15 protein-coding genes, 2 tRNA genes, 1 pseudogene and 1 other annotated feature are annotated in these 23,896 nt (G+C 30.8%); of the genes and pseudogenes, 12 read left to right on the forward strand and 6 right to left on the reverse strand.

Going from position 1 to position 23,896, the window contains the following annotated elements:
- The first annotated feature begins 725 nt into the window (after window positions 1-725).
- The gene (locus tag VLK81_RS05150; protein ID WP_324619598.1) at window positions 726-7,889 is read left to right on the forward strand and encodes an InlB B-repeat-containing protein; all 7,164 of its coding nucleotides are present in this window, start codon (window positions 726-728) and stop codon (window positions 7,887-7,889) included.
- Between the two features lie 655 nt (window positions 7,890-8,544).
- Here VLK81_RS05150 and pdxS read toward each other — a convergent pair.
- Window positions 8,545-9,402 (reverse strand): pyridoxal 5'-phosphate synthase lyase subunit PdxS, encoded by an 858-nt coding sequence (gene pdxS, locus VLK81_RS05155; RefSeq protein ID WP_324619599.1) that lies wholly within the window; start codon window positions 9,400-9,402, stop codon window positions 8,545-8,547.
- Between the two features lie 101 nt (window positions 9,403-9,503).
- Between pdxS and pdxR the strand changes: the two genes are divergently transcribed.
- Entirely contained in the window at window positions 9,504-10,895 is a 1,392-nt protein-coding gene (pdxR, locus tag VLK81_RS05160) for a MocR-like pyridoxine biosynthesis transcription factor PdxR (RefSeq protein ID WP_324619600.1), read from the forward strand.
- Between the two features lie 82 nt (window positions 10,896-10,977).
- On the opposite strand, the gene VLK81_RS05165 is transcribed toward pdxR, so the two are convergent.
- On the reverse strand, window positions 10,978-11,901 hold the full coding sequence (locus VLK81_RS05165) for a ribonuclease H-like domain-containing protein (RefSeq protein ID WP_324619601.1): 924 nt from the start codon (window positions 11,899-11,901) through the stop codon (window positions 10,978-10,980).
- Window positions 11,902-11,981: 80 nt separating this feature from the next.
- On the opposite strand from VLK81_RS05165, the gene VLK81_RS05170 reads away from it, so the two are divergent.
- Both VLK81_RS05170 and thiI read left to right on the forward strand, forming a co-directional pair.
- A complete protein-coding gene (locus VLK81_RS05170) occupies window positions 11,982-13,106 on the forward strand; it encodes a cysteine desulfurase family protein (RefSeq protein WP_324619602.1) in 1,125 nt (374 codons plus the stop codon).
- A pseudogene (gene thiI, locus VLK81_RS05175) lies at window positions 13,106-14,279 on the forward strand (tRNA uracil 4-sulfurtransferase ThiI). The gene VLK81_RS05170 and the pseudogene thiI overlap by 1 nt, the downstream one beginning before the upstream one ends.
- Before the next feature lie 62 nt (window positions 14,280-14,341).
- Here the strand turns inward: thiI and VLK81_RS05180 are convergent.
- Window positions 14,342-14,950, reverse strand: a complete 609-nt coding sequence (locus tag VLK81_RS05180) for a glutathione S-transferase family protein (RefSeq protein WP_324619603.1) — start codon at window positions 14,948-14,950, stop codon at window positions 14,342-14,344.
- Window positions 14,951-15,047: 97 nt separating this feature from the next.
- Window positions 15,048-15,244 (forward strand) — a binding site (T-box leader).
- A 48-nt stretch (window positions 15,245-15,292) separates the two neighbouring features.
- Between VLK81_RS05180 and trpS the strand changes: the two genes are divergently transcribed.
- The 7 genes from trpS (at window position 15,293) to VLK81_RS05215 (ending at window position 22,443) form a co-directional block, all read left to right on the forward strand.
- Complete coding sequence (gene trpS, locus VLK81_RS05185) at window positions 15,293-16,291, forward strand: tryptophan--tRNA ligase (RefSeq protein ID WP_324619604.1); 999 nt, start codon at window positions 15,293-15,295, stop codon at window positions 16,289-16,291.
- Window positions 16,292-16,422: 131 nt separating this feature from the next.
- On the forward strand, window positions 16,423-18,042 hold the full coding sequence (locus VLK81_RS05190; RefSeq protein ID WP_324619605.1) for an MBL fold metallo-hydrolase: 1,620 nt from the start codon (window positions 16,423-16,425) through the stop codon (window positions 18,040-18,042).
- 9 nt (window positions 18,043-18,051) lie between these two features.
- Entirely contained in the window at window positions 18,052-19,344 is a 1,293-nt protein-coding gene (locus tag VLK81_RS05195; RefSeq protein ID WP_324619606.1) for a MurT ligase domain-containing protein, read from the forward strand.
- A gap of 186 nt (window positions 19,345-19,530) precedes the next feature.
- Window positions 19,531-20,886 carry an MATE family efflux transporter gene (locus tag VLK81_RS05200; RefSeq protein ID WP_324619607.1) on the forward strand — a complete coding sequence of 452 codons (1,356 nt, stop codon included), beginning with the start codon at window positions 19,531-19,533 and terminating at the stop codon, window positions 20,884-20,886.
- Window positions 20,887-21,004: 118 nt separating this feature from the next.
- Window positions 21,005-21,895, forward strand: coding sequence for a minor capsid protein (locus VLK81_RS05205; RefSeq protein WP_324620473.1), 891 nt, complete (start codon window positions 21,005-21,007; stop codon window positions 21,893-21,895).
- Between the two features lie 126 nt (window positions 21,896-22,021).
- Entirely contained in the window at window positions 22,022-22,282 is a 261-nt protein-coding gene (locus VLK81_RS05210; protein ID WP_324619608.1) for a hypothetical protein, read from the forward strand.
- Between the two features lie 38 nt (window positions 22,283-22,320).
- The gene (locus VLK81_RS05215) at window positions 22,321-22,443 is read left to right on the forward strand and encodes a hypothetical protein (RefSeq protein ID WP_324619609.1); all 123 of its coding nucleotides are present in this window, start codon (window positions 22,321-22,323) and stop codon (window positions 22,441-22,443) included.
- A 74-nt stretch (window positions 22,444-22,517) separates the two neighbouring features.
- Here the strand turns inward: VLK81_RS05215 and VLK81_RS05220 are convergent.
- Window positions 22,518-22,593: transfer RNA gene (locus tag VLK81_RS05220), tRNA-Pro, on the reverse strand.
- Between the two features lie 41 nt (window positions 22,594-22,634).
- Window positions 22,635-22,711 (reverse strand) — tRNA-Pro (locus VLK81_RS05225).
- A gap of 281 nt (window positions 22,712-22,992) precedes the next feature.
- Between VLK81_RS05225 and VLK81_RS05230 the strand changes: the two genes are divergently transcribed.
- A complete protein-coding gene (locus VLK81_RS05230) occupies window positions 22,993-23,496 on the forward strand; it encodes an ECF transporter S component (RefSeq protein ID WP_324619610.1) in 504 nt (167 codons plus the stop codon).
- 39 nt (window positions 23,497-23,535) lie between these two features.
- On the opposite strand, the gene VLK81_RS05235 is transcribed toward VLK81_RS05230, so the two are convergent.
- Entirely contained in the window at window positions 23,536-23,802 is a 267-nt protein-coding gene (locus VLK81_RS05235) for a hypothetical protein (RefSeq protein ID WP_324619611.1), read from the reverse strand.
- Window positions 23,803-23,896: the final 94 nt, after the last annotated feature.

A 23,896-nucleotide genomic window follows, 5' to 3' on the forward strand; every position in this document is an offset into this window, starting at 1 on the left:
ATAAAATATAAGAAAAATATCTCTTATTTAAATTATTAAGACATAATAAATTTTTATTAATAAAGATAAAGATTAAAAAACATATATTTAGACTAAGCATTTTAGGGTAAATATATTAAAGTAGGAGAATTTTTTATTCATAATAAAATTAAAAATTATATAAGTATTTTTTATATTTAGAAATATTAATATAAATTTTTAATTAAAAAATATACTTTAAAATTCTTTTTTTACATCAAAATATCATTTTAAAAAATATTTAAAATAATTTTAAATCATACCATTTTTATTTGAATTTTATGCAAAAAAAGGCTATAATTAAAGTGTATAAGAATATTTAGGCAAATAAAATATAATTATTTGAAATACCTAATTCAATAAATAATGCTTAGGAAGGAAAGTGAATTAATACAATACAAATCGTAAGTATCTATAATTTGGGATTTAAGTTAGCTATTGAAGGTATTTTTAAGATATATTATATTTTTAATATAAAATTTTGTTTGAAACTACAATTCTTAAATTAGCTTCATTAAATTAAATCAAAATAGATTATATAGATTTTCACGTGAGACTTTTATTTAAGTTTGATATTTAAACAGAAAATTAGAAATTTTATTTAAAAATATATTTGCAAAAATAATATATAAAATATTTTGCAAGATTTTATGGTAAAAGATAAATATAGAGATTTAAAAATAATATATACTACTAAAGGAGGAAACGTGAAAAATTTTTTAAAGAAACTATTGATATGGACACTTATTTTTACAATGGTCCTATCTACACCAGTTGAGATTTTTGCACAGGTTACAAGAGAAAATGTAACATATAATCCACCAAAAATCTCAAACTATGAAGATTTATCTCAAGATAAATCAAAGATAATAAATGAGCTGAAGCCTGTTAAGCCGGCTAAGCTAAAAAGTGGACAAAAAGCTGAAGATTTAATAAAAAATCCTGAGCAGCCTAAAATTTATACACTTAGAACAGATTATAAGGTTCAAAGGGGAGAAAAGTATGAAGTTGGCTACCAACCTTATATTGCCAGTGTAGGAGAGGCAGCAAGCGAAGAAGAAAAGGCAAAAGTTAATAAAGTAATTACACTTCCAGAACTTGCAGGCTACGACAAGTCACATCTAGAAGATACTTTCACTAATAATTATGATGAAATTGTTAAAGCTGCAAAAAATGGTACACAATCTGGCAATAAAAATAATGGAATAAGATATGAGGAAGAAAGAGACTTTAAATATAAGTCCAAATCAAATACCATAACAATCAAACACGTATTCCAAGACTTGCATGATTTTTCCAAGTACACAAATCCTGATGGAACTATCACACATTCAGACGGAACTAAGGGAACATTAATTAATAAAGGTGGTACTAACCCGGTAGAAGTAGACGAGAATGAAGTTAAAAAGCATGAACTTAGAACAATACAAAATGGAAACACTGGTTCTACTATGGAAGTAATACCTTTAGACCAAGTAGAGAGGAAGGGATTTGTTCCAGAAGCTCCATTTATAGCTATGCAAGTTCCAGAAAATGCCGAGAATTTTATACTTGAATATCGCTACAACCGTGATCATTATGATGTTAATTTTGATACCGATGGCGGAACAGAACTTCCAAATCGTACTCTTTACTATGGACAAACTATTCCTAAATTAGATTTTAATGTAAAAAAACCAGGTTCAAATTTTCTAGGTTGGAAAGCAGATAAAGATATAAATTATTTTGATGCTGATGGCAATAAAAAAACTCTTTCTAAAGATGATTTAATTACAAAAGCAGACTTTGAGCCAGGTGAAAAATTTCAAGATGGCATAAAATATGCTATGCCAGCAGAAAGTCTTACTTTTACTGCTCAGTGGACTGAAAATGAAACAGCAGAATATGTAATCCAATTTTGGACTGAAAAGCCGGATTACAATGACCAAGACGACACACTTCCTTTGCGCGATCGCTACGATTTTATCGGCGCAAGAAGAGTAGACAATGCCGACACCGCTTCTACTCCGGATCTTACAAACTTAGATATCCACGGCATCACCTTCCCGGACTTAAATGACGGACGTTTAGAAAAAGCACAAGAGAGCAAAGAGGAATTTGAAAGATATTACGTCTTAAATGAAGACTTGACTAAGAAGCAAAATGCTTCTGAAAAAGACCCAACCGTACAAAAAACTGTATCATCAACGGGAGAAACAGTCTACAACGTATACTACGACCGCAGAGTCTATACCCTTTACTTTACAGCTGCGAGTGGAGAGGCGTTTGATATAGTAGGTAGCTTCTGGCCGATTATAACAAGAGATGGGAAAGTCATAGGAAAAGAAGGATCTCCTTATAAAGTAGATGTTCGCTTCAACCAAAGCTTGGATAAAATATGGCCAAAGGATGCGGAAGTTTCAAATCTTCCGACTTCTTCTGATAAAGAACAAGGAGACACCGGCCTAATAGGCTGGACAATTAACAATAACGAGGGTGAACAAGCTTATCGCGATACTCCACCTTATCGTTTAAGTGCAGAAGATTTTATCGACAGTCAAGATGTAGTGGGAACAGGAGAGTTTGAGGGATTTGGTCACTCAGATCAAATACCTATAAAGGATGGAGAAACTAAGAAAAGAGATAAATATGAGATTTCCATAGGATCGACATCCTATGAACAATCTGTTGTCCATCACATTGATATTATAAAGGACGATTTCGATGGCAAGGAACAAATCGATTATGACATGTCCTATTGGAAGAGCGATACGAGTGCAGCTGGACCTAATGGGTATCCCTTCGGTTTGCCTCATCTTCAAGGTTTTACCCTTAAAGAAGAGAGAAGGACGGCAGAATGGATAGGACTAAAAAAAGGTCGTGTTGGAACTTGGGACGCACGTAAAACTTTTGATGAATTAAATGCAGAGAGAAATAAGAAAACGCCTTTTAGAAGCGACGCCGACAAGATAGAATACATCGATCAATTTCCTTGGGGCACAAAATCCTTTAAAGGGGCAAATGCCTACAATTATGCAAACTACTCTCGTAATAAGTACAAGTTAAAATTAAATAACGATCCAAAGACAGTAAAAAATGACAGCGAATATGGTGCAGGCAATATTATAGAGGTGCCTTATGAATTGCCATTAAATGATTTAAAACTCGATACGACACACAAACCCGAAAAACCGAATTGGGTACGTGATGATTGGAGCTTCTTAGGCTGGGCACTGGATCCCGCCGGCGACAACCTGGTAAAAGACGGAAAAGAAACAAAACTTCATTATGACCAAATTCTCTACGCCAAATGGGGCGAACCTGATTATAAGTGGAAGGTTATCTTTGATCCAAATGGAGGTAGTTTAAGGACAATCGATGAAAACAAATTAACTACAAAACGCAAGACGGTAAAAGAAGGCGATATTGGTCAAGAAAAAGAAACAACTTATCCTATAAAAGAAACAAACGATGGCAACAAGCAAGTCTTTACAGTTATCCAAAGACAAAAGCTTGTAGAACCGAACTTTAAACCAGAAAAGAAGGGCTACGACTTTATGGGCTGGGAAGTAATTCGCTATAAAAAGGATGCCAAGACAGGTGACTACACAGATGAGATCGACAACTCTTATAGAGAAACCTATAAGGTTCCAGAATTATATTCCTTCGGCAATGATGTTGTATCTCCAATTTATCTAAAAGCGATTTGGGTTCCAAATCAAAAGGTAGATATTGATGTCTTACATTATATGTTGGACGATAATTATGAGTTAGATAAGCTAGTAAAGCCTAATCCTAAAAAAGATAGGCTAGAAGAAAAACGTGCAAACTACCTAGTTGCTACAACTGGCGATAGACAAAATGACGAATATATCTTAGCACCTCATGACGAACTTCAAAAAAAATTAACCGGCGACTTAAAGAAGGAATACGAAGAATATAACAATCGCGTAAAATTAAACAACTCCTTCTTCCAAACATTTAGGGTTGAACCAGAGAAGATTGATGATGGCAATGGAAATTTAATTCCAAATCCTAAAGCAGAAAACAATGTCTTTAAATTCTTCTACAGACCTTTTAGGAAAAGAGAATACAAGATCAACTATATAGATGAAAGATTTAAAGGCAAGGAAAACGAAAAAGACGGAGCTATTATCGGTCAAGAACTTGTAAAAAATGGTAATCGTTATTATGATGCAAGAAATTATAGACGAATTCCAGGTTGGGTTCTTACAAGTGCACCACAACAACAACTATTCTTTGATGTAAATGAAGAAACCAACGAATTAATAGGCATCAATGGTACTGGTAGTGATGAAATTACCTTCTATTATAAGGACGTAAGAGTAATAGAAGTTCCTGGAGACAAAGAGCCACCAGAAGGATATGTTAGAGTAACTTTCAAGGCAGATAAGGGTGGAGCATTTGTAGACAAGTACGGAAACGAAGTTACAGAACTTCACTACGATGTAATAAAGGGACTTAAATCAGACCTACTTCCAGATCCAGAAATATTGGGTAAAAAGGCAGATGGAACACCTAATGACAAAGAAGAAGGAAAGTATTATATCACTCCAGATGATGGTAAGAAATTTGTAAAATGGGATAATAAACCATTATTAAACAAAAATACCCTTGTTGAAAATAGTGCAGAAAACTTCTACGTATTTACAGCTTACTTTGAATGGTCAGGTCTATCTGCATCTGGTCTAGTAAGAACAGAAGCCTACAAAGATCCAGAAGGAAATTGGACAAATAACTTTGCTCCAACGATTGAAGATATAAAGAAACAATTAGTTTGGAGAGAAAATGACCAAGTAAAAGATCTTCCAACAGGAACTGAAATAAAATTATACGATGAAGCTGGCAATGAATTAACAAGCGATCAGCAAGTTTATGATTTAGTAAATGAAAAAAAAGCTGCCGACAAAGACCAGCTTGTTCGCACAGTAAATATCAAAGCTAAAGTTACATTCCCTGATAAAAAAGACCCACAAGAACTTGATATACCAATTACAATTTACAAAAATGTTTACGAAGCCCTTAACAAAGAAGGCGACAAACCACTATTCTTAAAAGAAGCGGAAGAGAAAGAAGCTAAAGATGGTGGACTAAAAGATATTTTAAAGGATAATACTGAAAACAGATATATTAAGGTTACAATTAAACCAAATAAAGACTTTACAAACAAAGACGATAAAGTTTACTATGTAAATCCAAATGCTTGGGTAGAAATTCCTGAATTAAAGGTTGAAGATACCGAAGCAGCAGGCACAGGATTTATTAACTGGACAGCTGATCAAGTTAAACAAAATGACGATGGCAAAGCAAATGGCAAGTTTGATTTTGACAAGCGTCATAAGTTTACAGAAGATACAATAATAACGCCAGTTGATGCTAAGGATGTAGTTGAACAAGAAGATCCAAACAAGAAACCTGATGTACCAAATGGATATGTAAAAGTTATAGTTAAAACAACTGACAATGCAACAGATGATACTAAGTTTGAAAAAACATTCTGGGTTAATCCTACTAGGGAAGTAACTATAGGTGTAACAAACCCAACAGGTAAAACAATAACAACTGATACTACAAAATATACTATGAATTTCTCTAAGTGGGAATCAGAAGATAAATCAAGAACTTGGGAAGACAAGATAGTAGGAAAATTTGAAAATGATACTACAATCCTTGCAAAATATTCTGTAAAATCTGAAGTGATAAAAGACCAAGTTCCGACAACAGATACAGTTCACACACCACAAGGAAAGACACCGACAGTTGATGAAATCAAAGATAAGATTACTCCACCTGAAGGAAAAACTATTAAGAATGTAACAATAGTTGAAAATCCGGATGTAAATAATCCGGGAGAAAGTAAGGTTAAAGTAATAGTTGAATATACTGACGGTTCAAAAGTTGGAACAAATGAAAAGCCTGTAGAAATTCAAGTTAAAGTACACGAACCAGTTGTACCTGCTAAACCAGATGGCACAAGGCCAGAAGAAGCACTTGAAAACTATGTAAAAGTAATCTTCAAGGCTGGCATAGGCGGAAGTCTATCAGGCGATTTAGTTTACTATGTATCACCAGAAGTTGAAGTTGATATGACAGAATCAGCTGGAAAGATTACAAAGACTCCAGAAGTTGGATACATTGTAAATGGTGAAAACTGGACTAACAAAGATAATAAAACTTTAAAAGGAACATTTAAAGATTCTGAAACTGAATTTGTATTTAATTTTGACAAGTCTGACGATGTAGTAGAAAAAACTGACGACCCAACTCAAGTAATTCCAGAAGGCTATGTAAAAGTAACCTTTAAGACAGAAGATGAAGCTAAGGGTAAACTTGATGGAGAGAAATTAGAAAAAATCTACTATGTAAATCCAAAAGCAGGAATAAAATTAGGAAAAGCAGAAACTGAAGATAATAAAACTCTTGTAGTTCCAAAAACACTTCCAGCTGATAACTATGAATTTGTTAAATGGTATGAAGAAATTGATACTGAAAATTCAATCACAAGCGAAAGAATCCATGTTGCTAAATTTAGACTAGTTAAGGTAACATTAACTTATGAGGCTGGCGAAGGAGCGACTGGCAATGTTCCAGCTGAGCTTGAAGTAGATTATGGTACAAGTGTAAGACTTGCAGGTCCAGGAAATCTTGCAAAACCTAATGCTACATTCGCAGGCTGGAAGATAGGAGAAAAAACTTATCAAGCTGGCGAGGAAGTAACATTAACTAAAAACACAACAGCTACTGCTGAGTGGAATACAGCAAAACACACAGTAACATTTGATACAAAAGGTGGAAGTAATGTTCCTAGCCAAGAAGTTGAACATGGAAAGATTGCAACAGAACCAAAAGCACCAACATTAGACGGTAAAGTCTTTATGGGTTGGAAGGAAAAAGAAAGTGACACAAGTTACTTTAATTTTGAAACTCCAATTACAGAAGACAAAACCCTAATAGCAATCTGGCAAGATTCAGTTCAAAAGATTGGCGATGGCGATACTGTTGAAGATGAGTTTATAAAAGTTACTTTCAAAGAGGGTTCTCATGGAACACTAAAAGATGGTAAGGATAAAAAAGATACAGTAACTTACAAAGTTGCAAAAGGATTAAACTTTGAAGATGCTAAAAAATTAGGCCTAAAAGTTCCAGGAATCGACCCAGCAAAATACTACAAGGCAAAAGATGAAAACTCTGGTTGGGACAAGGCACTTGACTTAACACTTGCTTCAGGAGAAACAGAAAAAATCTTCACAGCACAATATGAACCAATTGCAGATGTAATACCAGTAGATCCTAAAATAACACCAGACGATAAACTTAAAGATGACAAACCAGAAGGAATGGTATTAGTAACATTTAAAGTTTCAGATGATAGTAAATTCTACATTCCAAAAAATGCTAAATATTATGTCAAGAAAGAAACAGAAGTTAGAATACCAACGCCAGTTGTTTTGGAAAAAACTATTGACGCTGTATTTAATGGATGGAAAGATGTAACTCTAGTAGAGGAAACTCTTAATCCAGATGATAAAGATCCAAAAGCAAAAAAATTCATATGGGTAAAACAATCATTTAAAGAAGATACAGTAATTAGCGATAAAGAAACAGATGAAATCAAACTTATAATTAAAAAGCCATCAGTAGGCGATAAGAGAATTTATATCGAGCAAATGTCTGCTGATTCTACAGGAAAACTTGAACTTATAAGAAATGGTGTAGTAATAGAAACTACTACTAACAAAAAGTTCAAGAGAAGAAGAAAAGAATACAATGTATTTGAACTTAATAATGCATTGCAAACAGGAGATACTATAAGATACTGGCAAGAAGGTTCTTCTAGAATATCTGACAAAACAACAGAAATTATTAATTAGAGAAAGGAGCAATTAAATTAGAATGAAGAAAAAAATATTATCAGGATTTTTAGCTCTTGTTTTTCTATTGCAAGCCTTCTTACCAAGCCTTGCATATGCATATTAAACAAACCTTCAAGACGCAAAAATAATATCTGATGACCATAGTACTCAAGACAATTTAATAACAATTGGAAAGCTAAAAGGAGTGGGATTCTCTAAAGACAATCCCACTGCAGCTATTTCCATAGAAGAAGTAGAAGAAAAAAACCACAAAGTGAACTGACCCCCAAAAGTTAGACCAAAAAATTAACTAAAGGAGGTCAGTTTACAATCGGTCTTTTTTGAGTTAAGGAAAAGAAAATAATATTTTATTAATGATTGCTTTAAGATAAACTTGATAGTTAAAATTAATGAAACTTAAGTAAGTCTAAATATTCAAAAAGATGCTTAAACTTTAATATAAAATAAAAAATTAGGTTAAAAGAATAATAATAGGATTTATTTTTGAGTTTTTAGTTTGTGTATGAGAAATATCGAATAGATCTTAAAATATTAATACTTAAAAATAAGTTTTTTGCCAAATCCTGAAATATTTTAAAATAAAAATTACCAGAGAAATTATAAATAATAAGTCTGGTAATTTTTTTAAACTTTTAATTATCAAAAAGAAATTTTATCTATTTGCCATAATAACTTTGATTTCGTCTTCATTTATACCGACCATTGCTTCTCCAAGGTCTTCAGAAACTTCAGCTATTATTTTTGGATTGTTATAATTTTCAACGGCTTTTACTATTGCCTTTGCTCTTTTTTCTGGGTCACCACTTTTAAAGATTCCTGATCCAACGAATACTCCCTCTGCTCCTAATTGTCTCATAAGTGCAGCATCTTGAGGAGTTGCTACTCCACCAGCAGAAAAGTTTAATACTGGTATTTTTTTATTGTCATGAACATATTTTACAAGATCATAATCTACTGCCATTTCCTTAGCGTAGTGGTATAATTCATCTTCTTTTAAGCTTGCACAATAGGATATTTCTTTCATTATTGTTCTTAGGTGGTAAACTGCTTGAACTACATCCCCAGTACCAGCTTCACCCTTTGTTCTAATCATAGAAGCTCCCTCTGAAATTCTTCTAAGAGCTTCCCCAAGATTTCTTGCTCCGCAAACAAATGGGGTATTGAAATTTTTCTTTTCTATGTGGTGCTCGTTGTCAGCAGGAGATAAAACTTCAGATTCGTCTATATAATCAATTCCTATTGCCTCTAAAACTTGAGCTTCAACAAAGTGTCCAATTCTAACTTTTGCCATTACTGGAATTGAAACAGCCTTCATAATTTCCTTTATCATTTTTGGATCACTCATTCTAGAAACTCCACCTGCCGCTCTTATGTCAGCAGGAACTCTTTCTAGTGCCATAACTGCCTTTGCCCCAGCTTTTTCAGCGATTTTAGCTTGCTCTACATTTATTACATCCATTATAACTCCACCTTTAAGATTTTTGTGGATTTCTTCTATTGTTAATTTCATAATTTCCTCCTTATTCTTGATTTATATTAATTATATATGTAAAATGATACTATAAAAAGTATCAAAAATTAAGAAAATAATAGTACCAGATTGGAGTTAATATGATTACGGTAAATTTTAAAAGTGATATTAATTTGTATGAACAAATATATAATAAAATAATATTAGAGATTGAAGAAGGAAGACTTTCATATAAGGATAAACTTCCTTCCAAGAGAAATTTGGCAAGTCATTTGGGAGTAAGTGTAAATACAGTTTCTACAGCCTATGAACTACTTTTATCTGAGGGATATTTGGTATCCAAGGAAAAGGTAGGCTATTTTGTGGATATGTTAGATAGGTCTAATTTAAGGCCAATAGGAAAAACATTTGATGATAGTGAAAATCAAAATATTAATGAGAAAAAAAAATATAAGTATGATTTTTACTTCGCTGGATTGGATAAAGATTATATTTACAAAAGCTTGCAGCCTTTTTCAGCTAAGGCACTTGAAATGACAATAAATGAAGATTCAACTGATCCTCTAGGGAGTTTTAAGCTAAGAAAAGAGATTGCAAAAATGCTTTTTGATTATAAGGGGATTGACAGCTCAGCCAATAATATTTTAATTACCTCCGGTTATAGAGAAAATTTAAATATTATTTTTTCTATTTTAAATGAAGAGTATTATGCGGCAGAAGATCCTTGCTATTTTAAAAATTCTTCAATTTTTAAAAATGCTGGAAAAAAACTTTTAAGAATTCCAATCGATAAGTATGGATTTTCTGTAAAAGATTTAGAAAAAGGGCCTGCTAAGGTTGCAATAACTACTCCAAGCCACCAATTTGCTGAAGGAATTTTAATGGGAATTAGGAGAAGGCAAAGACTAATCAATTGGGCAAATGAAAACTATGCCTATATTTTTGAGGATGATTATGATAGTGACTTTAGGTATGGACCTAAATTAGTACCAGCTTTAAAAGCATTGGATAAAGAAGATAGGGTTATATTTTCAGGCTCATTTTCCCAATCTGTAGGAAAAATCTTTTCTATTTCTTATCTTTGTCTTCCCGATGAACTTATAGAAAAATTAGATTTAAAGTCTGTTGAAAAATCAAGAATCTCAGCCTTAGAGGAAAATCTCCTCTACCTATTTTTAGCTAGTGGGGAGTATAGAAAATATATAAATAGGATGACTAAAATTTATAAAAAAAAGAGAGATCTTTTTATAAAATATATTTCTGAAAGAAGAAAAGATGCAATAGTAGAGGGAGATGAACTTGGACTTTTCTTTACACTCAGATTTTCTAAGAAGATTCCATCTGATGAGCTTGTTCAAAAAAGGCTTGAAGAAAGGGGGATTTATTTAAAAAGTGTTGATGATTATAGGCATTACAAAAAAAATGATAGAAAATATATTGTTGGATTTGGAGGATTTGAAATAGAGAAAATTCCTAGGGCGGCTAATTCACTCTTAGAGGTCTTTAGCGAAGAAGAAAATGAAAAGGAGTAGTAAGCTATAAAAAAGCTTTACTACTCTTTTTTTAAATATATTTTAAAGTCTTTGTAATTTCAAGTTAGAAATAAAGAATCTATTAGACTAAGCCTGATATTTTAATTACTTTTTCTACTAATTGAAATATATTTTCATTTATATATTTTTTTTCAAAAATTACAGGTAAATAATTTTCTGAAATTTGTGTAAAATCAGATTTATTTTCTAATTTAAAAAATTTATTATCTATGCTATATCCTATATTTTCATTATCAAAATAGCCCTCTTCAATATTAATTTTTAGTAAAAATCTTCCGTCTCCATTTGTATAAAATGAGCAAAGTGGATAGGAGAAGTTAGCTTCAATATTTTTATATTTTTCGGGAGAAGTAAGTTCTATTATTAAATTGCCCCTACTAACTTTGTAACTTTCTATAAAAAAACCTTCAACTTTTCTCAATAAATCTATTTTTTCCTTTAGGTAGAGAAGTTTATTAAGGTGGTAGAGGTCGTAGAAATTGTAGGTAAATAGTCTATCTAGGATTTCTTTATCCTTTGTCTTTAGATAAGTTTTATATAGTTTTATTTGGTCTTTGCCAGTCATTTCAAATGGTCTTTCAAGATTATTTTCTTTTTCTAGACTCTTTAATCCACTTATTTTAAAATCAGTAATTTTACTATAACTTCTAAGATATTGGTAGAGGTCAAAGTTATTTTCTGTTAGATTTGATTGATATGAAATATTTAATATTTCCAGCCTTTTTTTTATGAAAGGAAGGTCAAAATTTTGCCCGTTGAAGCTTATAATTGGCTTTATAGAATTAATTATTTCTAAAAATTCTTCAAGAATTTCCTTTTCTTCTCCTTCTTCTGCAAATAGGAAGATAAATTTATTCTGTCCCATATAATCCAAAAGTAAACCAATTGAGCTTATATGATTTACTTTTGCCGAAAGGCCAGTAGTTTCTATATCAAGTATTACTCCATCAATTTTAGGACCATCTACAATTTTTTCTAGTTTCATTTTTGTCTCCTTTAAATTTATTATACCATTATTTTATTTTTTAGATATATAATGATATAATCTATTTTTAGGAGGATTTTATGATTTATTTAGATAATTGTGCTACTACTAGAGTTTTTGATGAAGCTTTAGAAGTTTGCAATATATATATGAAAGAAAAATATTTTAATCCATCTGGCCTTTATAGATTATCAAAAAAGACTGAGGAAGACATAGACTCTGCTAGAAAAGTTATAGCAGATGTGATTCATGCAAATCCAAGTGAAATTTATTTTGCTCCTTCTGCGACTATGGCAAATAATATGCTACTTTTGTCTATTCTTTCAAAAAATGATAAGAAAAATATTGTAACTACTTATACTGAACATTCTTCTGTATTTAAAACTATTAAATCTTTTAAGGAAAAAAGAGAGATTAGATATGTTAAGATTAATGAAGATGGAAGTTTAGATTTAGATGATTTAAAAAATAAGGTGGATGAAAATACTGGGCTTGTCTCTATTATGCAGGTGCAAAATGAGATTGGAGTTATAAATAATTTAGAAGAGATTGGAAAAATTGTTAGAGATAAATCCAATGCTATTTTTCATGTTGATGGGGTGCAAGGCTTTATTAAATACCCTATAAATGTCAAAAAAATTGGAATTGATTTATATACTATTTCTGCACATAAAGTCCATGGACCAAAGGGAATTGCAGGACTTTTTGTTGATAGTAAGCTTAAGCTTCAGGAATTTTTTCATGGCGGAGGTCAAGAGAAGGGATATTTTCCTGGAACCGAAAATGTAGCTGGGATTATGGGATTTAAAAAGGCTGTTGAAATTTATACTGAAAATAGGGATGAAGTTGTAGATAGGGTAAAAGCTTTTAAAAAGAAGCTTATATCAGAGCTTGAAAAAATAGAGGAAAGTAGTATTAATTCTTATGGAGGATCGGATTTTATTGTTTCCGCATCTTTTAAAGATATTAGAAGTGAGGTTTTAATCCACTATTTAGAAAATTATGATATATGCGTGTCTTCTGGATCTTCTTGCTCAAAAAATAATAGGAGCAGGGTTTTAGAGGCAATAAAGCTCTCAGATGATTTTATAGATGGAACTATCAGAATTTCCTTTTCTTATTTTACTAATGAAGAAGAAATTAATGAATTTTTAGTTAAGCTTAAGGAAGGAGTCGAAACTTTGAGGAGTATGGTAAGAAGATAATGGATAAGGTTGTATCAATAAGTTTTGGAGAACTTTTTTTAAAAGGTAAAAATAGGCAAAGATTTGTGGATAGGGCTATAAAAAAGGTTAGGAAAAAAATTAGTCATATCCCTTATGAAAATATTTATTTAGATTCAGGTAAGCTCTATATAGAAGCAAAAGAGGAGTATCTGGACGCGATTATTGAATCGGCTTCAAATGTTTTTGGAATTATTTATTTGAGCAAGTGTGTAAGAACAAGTAAAGATTTTGAAAAGATTAAAGAAGCAGCAGATGTTCTATTTGAAGATCTTGATTATGAGGGTAAGACTTTTAAGGTTTTTACTAATAGGGTTGACAAGTCTTTTACCTTAACTTCTCCAGAAATATCGAGGGAACTTGGAGCATATATTTTAAAAAATTTTAAAAATTTAAGTGTTGATATAAAAAAGCCTGAGCTTGAAATTCATCTTGACTTAAAAAATTACGCTTATTTATTTGCTAATAGAGTTAAGGGACTTGGAGGACTTCCGATCGGTTCTTCTGGTAGGGGACTTGTACTTCTATCTGGTGGGATTGATAGCCCAGTTGCAGGATTTTTGATTGCAAAAAGGGGCGTGGAACTTGGCTGTATTCACTTTCATTCTTATCCTTTTACATCTGAGAGAGCTTTTGATAAGGTTAAAAAACTTGCAGAAATTCTAGCTACTTATACTGGAAATTTTACTTTATATAGCGTAAATTTGTTAAAAATTCAAACCGAAATCAATAAAAAAGCTTTAGAGAGAGAAACAACGGTTCTTAGCAGAAGATTTATGATGAGAATATCCGATAAATTAGCTGAGAAGAATGAGTATAGTATGATAGTAACAGGAGAATCTTTAGGTCAGGTTGCATCCCAAACAATAGAAGGAATTAATGCAAGTAATGTACTTGCTACAAGACCAGTTTTAAGACCACTTATAGGACTTGATAAGAGTGATATTATAGAAATTAGTGAAAAAATTGGGACTTATGAAACATCAATCATGCCTTTTGAAGATTGTTGCACAGTTTTCTTACCGAAAAAGACCTGTAACAAAACCAAGAATTAGTGATCTTGAAAGGTCAGAAGCTAATATGGATATTGACGCACTAGTTGATGAAGCACTGGAAAATATGGAAATTATAAGAATAAAAGATAAGGAAATTTAATTAGTAATAAATTATTAAAAAAATGCTAGCAAAGCACTTTTTATAGCTTGCTAGCATTTCTATTATTTTTGATTTTCTAATACATACTTTACTTTTTCATCCTTCAATAGCTTTTCTCTGAATCTTTTTATATTTGGATACTCAGTCCAAGACTTAGGAGTAAATTCTGCCCAGCCACTTAAGATAAATAAATAGGCATCCAAAACAGTTTTTTTGTCCTTATATATATGATCTCTATCACCTAATAAAGTATCAATATATGATAGAATTGAATCTATTCTTGGATAAGCAGCCTTTCTAATTTTATCTAAAGATTCTTCATCAGTATCTAATGTGTATCTTTTAGGGGCAAATATTGGGCCAAAAGAAGGGTGCAAATCACTTGATATCAATAAAATAAGTTGGTTAAATAGAAACCTATCTTCTATACTATCATCTGGGCCAAGATTCATCTCTGGATATTTTTCAGCCAGAAAAGTAATTATGGCTCCAAGTTCAGTTTTTATTTTTCCTCCATCTGTTTCAAGTGCAGGAACGCTTCCTAATGGATTTATTTTTTTATATTCTTCACTTCCTAAATTTGCTTTTTCTACTTCATAGTTAGCTCCAAGCCATTCTAAAGAGATCCAAACAGCTAGTGAGCAAGTATCCGGTGCGTAGTATAATTTCATTATTACCTCCTTGAAAATTTTTTACATTTATTATATACCCCTTATTAGCTATATTTCTATTTACTTGACATTATTAAATTTTATTATTATAATTTATTTAAATTCGTTGAAAAAGAAGAGTAGCTAGGAAAACTAGTTTAGAGAGTTCTTGCTTGGTGAAAAAGAATCTGGGATTTTTAGTGAATGGGCCTTTTTCGGAAGCCTTTAGAATTCATATTTAGGCCGCTTGCAAGCGTTAAAACTAATTAAGTTATAAAATTGGATGGTACCGTAGACTCACTGTTTGCTCCTTGAGAGTAAGCAGTTTTTTATTTTTATAATTATATATTTTAGGAGGATATTATGACTGAAAAGAAAATCGTATTTAGTGGAATCCAGCCTTCTGGAAATCTAACAATTGGTAATTTTTTAGGAGCAATGAAATATTTTGTAGGTCTACAAGAAGACTATGAATGTTTTTTTGCTGTTGCTGATATGCATGCTATAACTGTTCCTAAAATCCCCAAAGATTTAAGAAAACAATCATTGGAGCTTATTGCCCTATATCTTGCAACTGGAATTGATCCAAAAAAAAGCACAATTTTTATTCAATCACACGTTCATCAGCACGCAGAACTCGCATGGGTTTTATCTAGCATATCTTATATGGGTCAGCTTTCTAGAATGACACAGTACAAAGATAAGCTTCAAAAAGCTGGGGAGGAAAATAATAATTCTGCTTTATTTATGTATCCTGTACTTATGGCAGCTGATATTCTTCTTTATCAAACAGACTTAGTACCGGTTGGAGAAGATCAGAAACAGCACTTGGAGCTTGCCAGGGATTTAGCTATTAGATTTAACTCAAAATATTCTGAAACATTTAAGGTACCTGATGGACTTATTCCAAAATCTAATGGTAGGATTATGTCCTTAAAGAATGCTTCTTCAAAGATGAGTAAATCTGATCCAGATCCTAATTCAGCTATCTATATATTAGATGATAGGGATACAATTATTAGAAAAGTTAGAAAAGCTGTAACTGATTCACTTGGAAACTTTTCATATAATGATGAACAAAAAGAGTTAAAGAATCTTATAAATATATATAAGGCTTTTTCAGATATGGAAATAGAAGATATTGTTAGGGAATATGAGGGCGAAAATTATAGTAGATTTAAACAAGATTTAGGAGAGCTAATTGATTCTAAACTAACTCCTATTAGAGAAAACTATTTTGAAATTTTAGAGGATAAGGAATATTTAAATAAAGTTTTAAAAGAATCAGGAGAAAAAGCATCTTACTTTGCAAATAAAACTTTAAGAAAGGTCTATAAAAAAGTAGGATTTTATCAGCTTTAGGATTATAAATCATTTATTTTTTTAAAATTTATCTTTATTCCAGATTTAATTTGTGATAAAATTAATTTGGGAAAAATTTGATATATTTGTTCATTTTATGAGATTTATCCTTACATTAATGGAGGAAAATAATGAAAGTTAAGTTTTTAGGAGCGAGCAGGATTGTAACAGGTTCTAATATTTTAGTTGAAACTGAAAATGAAAAATTTTTAATCGATTGCGGCATGTTCCAAGGATCAAAAGAACTTGAAAAAAGAAACTGGGAGGATTTTAAATTTAATCCTTCTGAGATTGATTTTATGCTTTTATCCCATGCTCATATTGACCATAGCGGAAGAATTCCAAAGCTTGTAAATGAAGGTTTTAAAGGAACTATATATACTACAAATGCCACTAAGGATCTTTTGGATGTTATGCTAAAAGATAGTGCAAAAATCCAGGAAAATGACGCTGACTGGGAAAATAAAAAAAGAAAAAGAGCTGGTAAAAAAGCTATAAAACCGTTATATACTACAAACGATGCAAAAAACTCATTAAAATATGTAAAGGACCTGAATTATGATTCTTTTTACAAGATAAATGATAGTATTAGTGTAAGATTTTTAAATGCAGGTCACATGCTAGGTTCGAGCATAATTGAAATTTATGTTAAAGAATCCAGTGGAACATCTAAACTTGTTTTTTCAGGTGATCTTGGTATGCCGGGTAGGCCAATATTAAAGGATCCTAAATTTGTCGATTCTTGCGATTATTTAATTATTGAGTCAACTTATGGAAATACAGTACATGAAGATTATAAGTCGCAGATTAAAAAACTTATTGAAATTATTGAAAACACTACTTCAAATAATGGCACAGTTATAATTCCTGCATTTGCTGTTGGTAGAACTCAAGAAATTATTTATGAACTAAATAATTACTATGAAAAACTAGGTAAGGCTTATCAATACAAAAAAATACCTATATACATTGATTCACCAATGGCTGTTAAATCTACAAAAGTATTTACAAGAAATTCTTATGACTTTGACGATGAAGCTAAAGAAAAGATTTTGTCTGGGGATAATGTTTTTAAATTCGATAATTTACATTATGTTGAGGATGTTAACGAGTCAAAAATGCTAAATCAAGTTAAGTTTCCTAGGGTAATAATTTCTTCATCTGGAATGGCAACAGCAGGTAGGGTTAGGCACCACTTAAAGCATAATCTCTATGATGAAAATTCTTCTGTAGTTTTTGTTGGTTATCAAGCAGAGGGTTCACTTGGAAGAATTCTAATTGATGGGGCAAAAACTGTGAAATTATTAGGAGAAGAAATTGCAGTTAAGGCAGCGATTTATAGGATTGAAGGGGTTTCAGGTCATGCAGATGAGCCATTTTTATTAGAGTGGGTTAATTCTATAAAGAAAAAGCCAAAGAAAATTTTCCTAGTTCATGGGGAAGAAGATCAGATGCTTCCATTTCAAAAAGCCCTAATAGAAAATTTAGGTTTAAATGCTGAGATAGCAGAAGAAAATATAGAGTATGATCTAAAAGCATTTGATGAAAAAGACTATGAAGAAATATATTCTAATTCTTCTAGTATTGATCACTCTATTGTAAACCTTGAAGCAAAAATTGAAAATTTAAGGAAGATTAAAAAGACTATTGAAAAAGATAATATTTCTATTGAACAAAAAAATCTTTTAGAAGAAAAGATAAAAGATATCTCAAGAGATATTATGGATATAAATATGATTTTAGGAAAGTAGGAAGAATATATGACAAAGCTTGCTATAATTTTAGCAAAAATAATTATATTTTTTGGAGATATTTTTAAAAGAGGTTCAGCTCTTCCTGGATATATAGCCCAAAAAATAGATAAAAATATTTTTAATAATTTACAATATCCACAAAATATTATTATGGTGACAGGGACAAATGGAAAGACTTCAACAACTAACTTTATTGCCAGAATAATTTCTGGTTCACCCTATAAGGTAATAGTAAACAAAGAGGGAGCAAATATGCCACAGGGAATCTTAACTTGTTTACTTAGAAATGCGAGCATAAGTGGTAAGGTTAATTCGGATGTTGCTGTATTAGAAGTCGATGAAGGATTTTTAGGATCAATTATTTCTAAAATAAAACCAAATTATTTACTAATAACAAATTTATTTGATGACCAAGTTGATAGGTTTGGAACAAGTTATGACCTACAAAACAAATTAAAGGAAATTGATTATTCTGGAATTAAGCTTGTTTTAAATGCAAATGATCCTCTACTTGTGGATCTTTCTAAAAAAGTTAGTGCTGATGAGATAATATATTTTGGGCTTGATTCTTATAAAGATGAAGAAAATAATTTTTCTGTAGCCTGTCCAAATTGTAAAAAGCCTTTAACTTATTCCAATACTATGTACTCAAAAATTGGAATATTTTCTTGTAGCTGCGGACTAGCTACACCTAAAGCCAAATATTTAGCTGAAAATATAAATATTAATAGTGGAGAATTTACTCTAAATTCACATAAATTTACTTCAAATTACAAAACGGATTATTTTATTTTTAATTTGCTAGGAGCTATAAGTATCTGTAAGGAACTTGGTCTAACCAATAGTTTAATTGATAAGCAGATTGAGGATTTTGAAATAAAAGGTGGCAGATTAGAGAAATTTACTTTTAATGGAGAGGATTCATTTTTAAATCTAATAAAAAATCCAGCTGGACTTTCAGCATCCCTATCATATATAGAATCATTAAAAAGAGATAATTTTAATTTATATCTTGGGGTAAATAAAAACCCGGCTGATGGAACTGATGCTTCTTGGCTTTCTAAAGTTGATTTTTCTCTTCTAAAGTCTGCATCAGTAAATAAAATTTTTATTGAAGGCGGAGCATTGGAAGAAATAAAAGATGCTTTTAGAAATCAAAACATTGATGAAAATAAAATTATTTCAAATTTATCTACTGAAGAAATTGTAAAAGAGATGAAAAATGATAATAGGCAAGCTTTTTTCTTGGTAAATTATACAAAAATGGCTGATCTTAGATCGGCTCTTGGCTTAAATTAATTTTTTTATCATTGACACATTTAAATATATTGTTATAATGAAAAGAGTCTACTTAAATTCAGAAAGTTTATTTAATAGACTTTTTTCTATTATTACTTTCATAATTATATTATTTATTGGTGAAATTTTTAAATAAAATTAGGGAATGTAAAATTATTTTTATGTAAATATAAAGGGGGTTAATTAATGAGAACTAGAGAAGTTGACATGCTAAATGGAAAGATAACATCGGCGATACTTATGTTTGCCTTACCACTTATGATATCATCAATTCTTCAACTACTTTTTAATGCTGTTGATATTATTGTTGTTGGAAAATTTGTAGGACAAAACTCCCTTGCTGCAGTTGGATCTACTGGACCTTTAATAAATTTAATTATAAATTTATTTATGGGGATTTCAATAGGATCTTCAGTACTTATGGGGAATTTTTTGGGAGCAAATGATTATAAAAACTCTAAGGAAACTCTTCATACATCCATACTATTTGCTATAGTGTCAGGGGTTCTTATGGTTTTTATTGGAATATCTACATCAAGACCAATTTTAAAAATGATGGGAACTCCAGATGAAGTTTTAGATCTTGCTATAACATATATAGATATTTTCTATCTAGGCATGCCAGGATTTATGCTATACAACTTTGGAGCTGCCATTTTTAGGAGTATAGGAGATACAAAAAGACCTCTTTATTTTTTAACACTTTCAGGCATTATTAACGTTATTTTAAATCTTATACTAGTAATTGTATTTCACATGGGGGTTGCAGGGGTAGCTATAGCTACAGTTTTCAGTCAATATGTTTCAGCTATTTTAATACTTGTAGCTCTTACTAGGGGAGATAGATTAAGACTTGATTTTAAAAAATTAAAATTTAATGGAGAAAAGATTAAAGAAATAATTAGGATAGGACTACCTGCAGGAATCGAGGGTATTTTATTTTCAATTTCAAATGTTCTAATTCAAGCTTCAATTAACTCTTTTGGACCTAGTGTTATGGCTGGAAACACAGCAGCTTCAAATATAGAGGGCTTTGTTTTTATGGCAATGAATGCACTTTATCAAACATCACTTTCTTTTACAGCAATGAATATGGGAGCAAAAAAATATCATAGGGTAGATAGTATTACTCTCAAATCAAATATAATTGTATTTATAATTGGTTTAGTGCTTGGACTAGGAGCATATTTTGCTGGAGAATTTTTACTTTCTATATATACAAGTGAAGCTGAAGTTGTAAAATTTGGCCTTGAAAGGCTTATGATAATTTGTACTACCTACGCTATATGTGGTGTTATGGATGTAATGGTAGGTTCTATAAGGGGAATTGGATATTCAATTATTCCAACTATAATCACTCTTCTTGGAGTTTGTGTAATAAGAGTTATTTGGATTTATACAGTTTTTAAAATTTATCCATACACATATACACTTTACCTATCCTACCCAATCACTTGGCTAATTACTGCTATTATGCATATTATAAGTTATTTAGTTATTAGAAAGAAAAGATTTAATCTAAAGCCTCAAAAAGCTGCTTAAAAAATACTTAAATATAAAATTATATAAAAATTTTTTCATTTATAACTAGTGCTATTAATTTTTAGCACTGGTTTTTTTTATTAACGATAATATGTGAAAATTTAGAAATAGTAATAGAATTTGTGTTAATGACCAAAGGTTACAAAATAGGCTTGAAGATGGGCTTTTAAGGTCTCTAATTCTGGGAGAAAATCCTAGGCAGTGGTCTGGAATTATGCATGAGCATTTGAAAAGGAATATGTCAGATACTGGTAAAGAAAATGCTTTTTTTAATGCTTTTAGGCTAGCTGTTACTGAAACTGCAAGGGTACAAGTTTGGGCAGGACTAAAGCTAATGAAAGAGGGAGGGTATGATAAGTATATTTGGATAGCTGAACCTGGAGCTTGCCACATATGTGCGCCCTATAATAATCAAATTTTCGATATGAAATATGCCAGCATGGGAAACACTCTCCCACCCATGCATCCGTTTTGTAGATGTAGTGTTGCTGCGTATTATGATATGGATGAAGAGAGATTGTATGACGATATTACTGAGGATGTTTTAAGTGAATTAAAGAATGAAAAAACTGGAGTATTTGATTTAAATGAGGTTAATATTGATGGTAATAAATATGTAGTTGATAATAAATTTGTTGTTTTGGATTCTTCTCAGTATGAGAGAGATATTGCAAAATGGATTGTTTCTAACATTGGTGGATGTGTTGAATTGCATCCTAGAGTTTTATTCCCTAGTAGAATTAGAACTCCAGATTATATTTGGAATGGTGAAAAGTGGGATTTAAAAACTATTAATAGCCACTCTAAAAACACGCTGACAACAGCAGTTAAAAACATTAAAAAACAAGCAAATAATGTTATATTAGATATAAGGTCAGATTCTTATACAAATGATGTACTAAATGCGGAATTAGATAGAATTTACAATAACAAAAGGTATGATTATCTTGAAAAAACAATGATTATAAGGTGTTTTAAATTGATTGGAATATTTAAAAGAAAAAAATAATAGGAGTGGCCTCCTCAAACTACTACGATTACTCATAATAGCATTTGGTGGGAAGAGGTACTCCTATTCTTATTTATATTATACCCAATTTTACGTTTGATTTCAAGTAAAAGGAGTTGATGATTTATGATTGAAGTAATGATTCCAGATTTTAAATGGAACCAAGAAAATTGGATTATTAGAAAAGTAGAGTCAATTGAAAATGCTTTTGATGTTATTAAAAACTGTGACGGAAATGTAAAGAACGTATTATTTGATTGCAATTATGCTAATGGAATTAATGATGCATTGAAAGAAATCTTCGATAATTTGAAATGGGTAGAAAAAATCATAATAAAACAAGAAAATATATTTGTTGGAATATTTTGTAAAATATGTAGATACTAGTAACTATAAATTATTGGTGCTTTTTTATTGGAGGTAAAATGGCTAAGGCTGAAATTTTAGAGATTAAGGGTCCTATTAAGAGAAGTATGATAGCTGATAATATTGAATTGTTTGAAATAAAAAAAGCGCCTAAATGGCACTTTAAAGCTAGATATTTTTAATAAAATTCTGTATAGCGTTATTTTATAATTTAAATTTCTTTATTTGTTACTAGTCAAAATTTATAGTATAAAAATGGTCGGGGTGAGAGGATTCGAACCCCCGCCCCATGGTCCCAAACCACGTGCGCTACCAAACTGCGCTACACCCCGACAAGTACTAAAAAAAGTAAAATATTTAATTATATAATCAATGGTCGGGGTGAGAGGATTCGAACCCCCGGCCCCATGGTCCCAAACCACGTGCGCTACCAAACTGCGCTACACCCCGAAAAGTGATTACCTATAAAGTATATTGTTTTTACTCGTCTTATGCAAACTTCGTTTTTATGTAAAAAATGTGAAAATTCCATGTAAAACTTATTATTTCTTATGTTTTCTTTCATTTTCTAACATTTAAAGCCTTATCATTAAATATATAAATAATAATTTTTATCTATTTAATAAAAATTTATTTTAGGATTTTTATAAGTTTCTTCTATAATTTGTTTGTTAAGATTATCTGTAGGTGGTATAATAGATTTGCTTTATTTTATCTATTGGAGGAGAAGTATGAATATTAAAAAAATTACTTATTTGGCACTTTCTATTGCCCTTATCTGTGTAGCTACTATGATTATTCAAATTCCTATTCCTCAAACACATGGTTTTGTGCATTTTGGGGATGGATTTATTTTTTTAGCAGCTGCTATTTTCGGTATTAAAAGTGGAGTTATTGCTGGGGCAATTGGATCAATGCTTGCAGATATTCTTTCAGGATATTTAGTTTTTGCTCCTGTAACTTTTATAGTTAAGGCTCTTACAGCTTTAGTTTTTGGACTATTTACTTATAAAAATGGCAAGCTTGTCGGAAAGAAATCAATTTTAGGATCATTTTTAGGATCTTTAACCATGGTTTTAGGTTATTTTATATACGAAGCTTTTGTAGTTGGAGTTAAGGCTGCTTTTCTTTCTTCAATTATGAATATGGTTCAAGGTGCATTTGCAATTATTGTTTTTATTATTTTGGGGAAACTTTTTGAAAAAATTAACCTAAAGAAGATTCTAGATATATAAAAAGAACTCCCATACCAGATTTTCTGGTTAGGAGTTCTTTTATTTTACATAAAAGTACCATTTACAAAGATCAACTTCATAGATTAGTCTATAATTTATAGGGCCATGTTCAAGTTTTGAACTGCAATCGTAAATATACATAAGATTGCCATATTTTCTATCTTTACTTTTTTGAATAATATCGTCAACAGATATAGTTTTTAAAGATTCAGTCTTATCTTCTTTTATCCTAAATCTAATTGGATAAGGAAGATCACTTATTTTAAAATATGCTATCATATCAACTTCTTTCATAAGACTTTTCATATAAATCCCTTCTTTTAAAGTTAAACTAAAATAAATTTTATATATTTATTATACAGAACATACGTTCCAAAATCAAGTCCTATATTCCTTTTAT

The sequence above is a fragment of the Citroniella saccharovorans genome (genome assembly GCF_035481615.1).
In the GTDB taxonomy this organism is placed as follows: Bacteria; Bacillota; Clostridia; order Tissierellales; family Peptoniphilaceae; genus Citroniella; species Citroniella saccharovorans.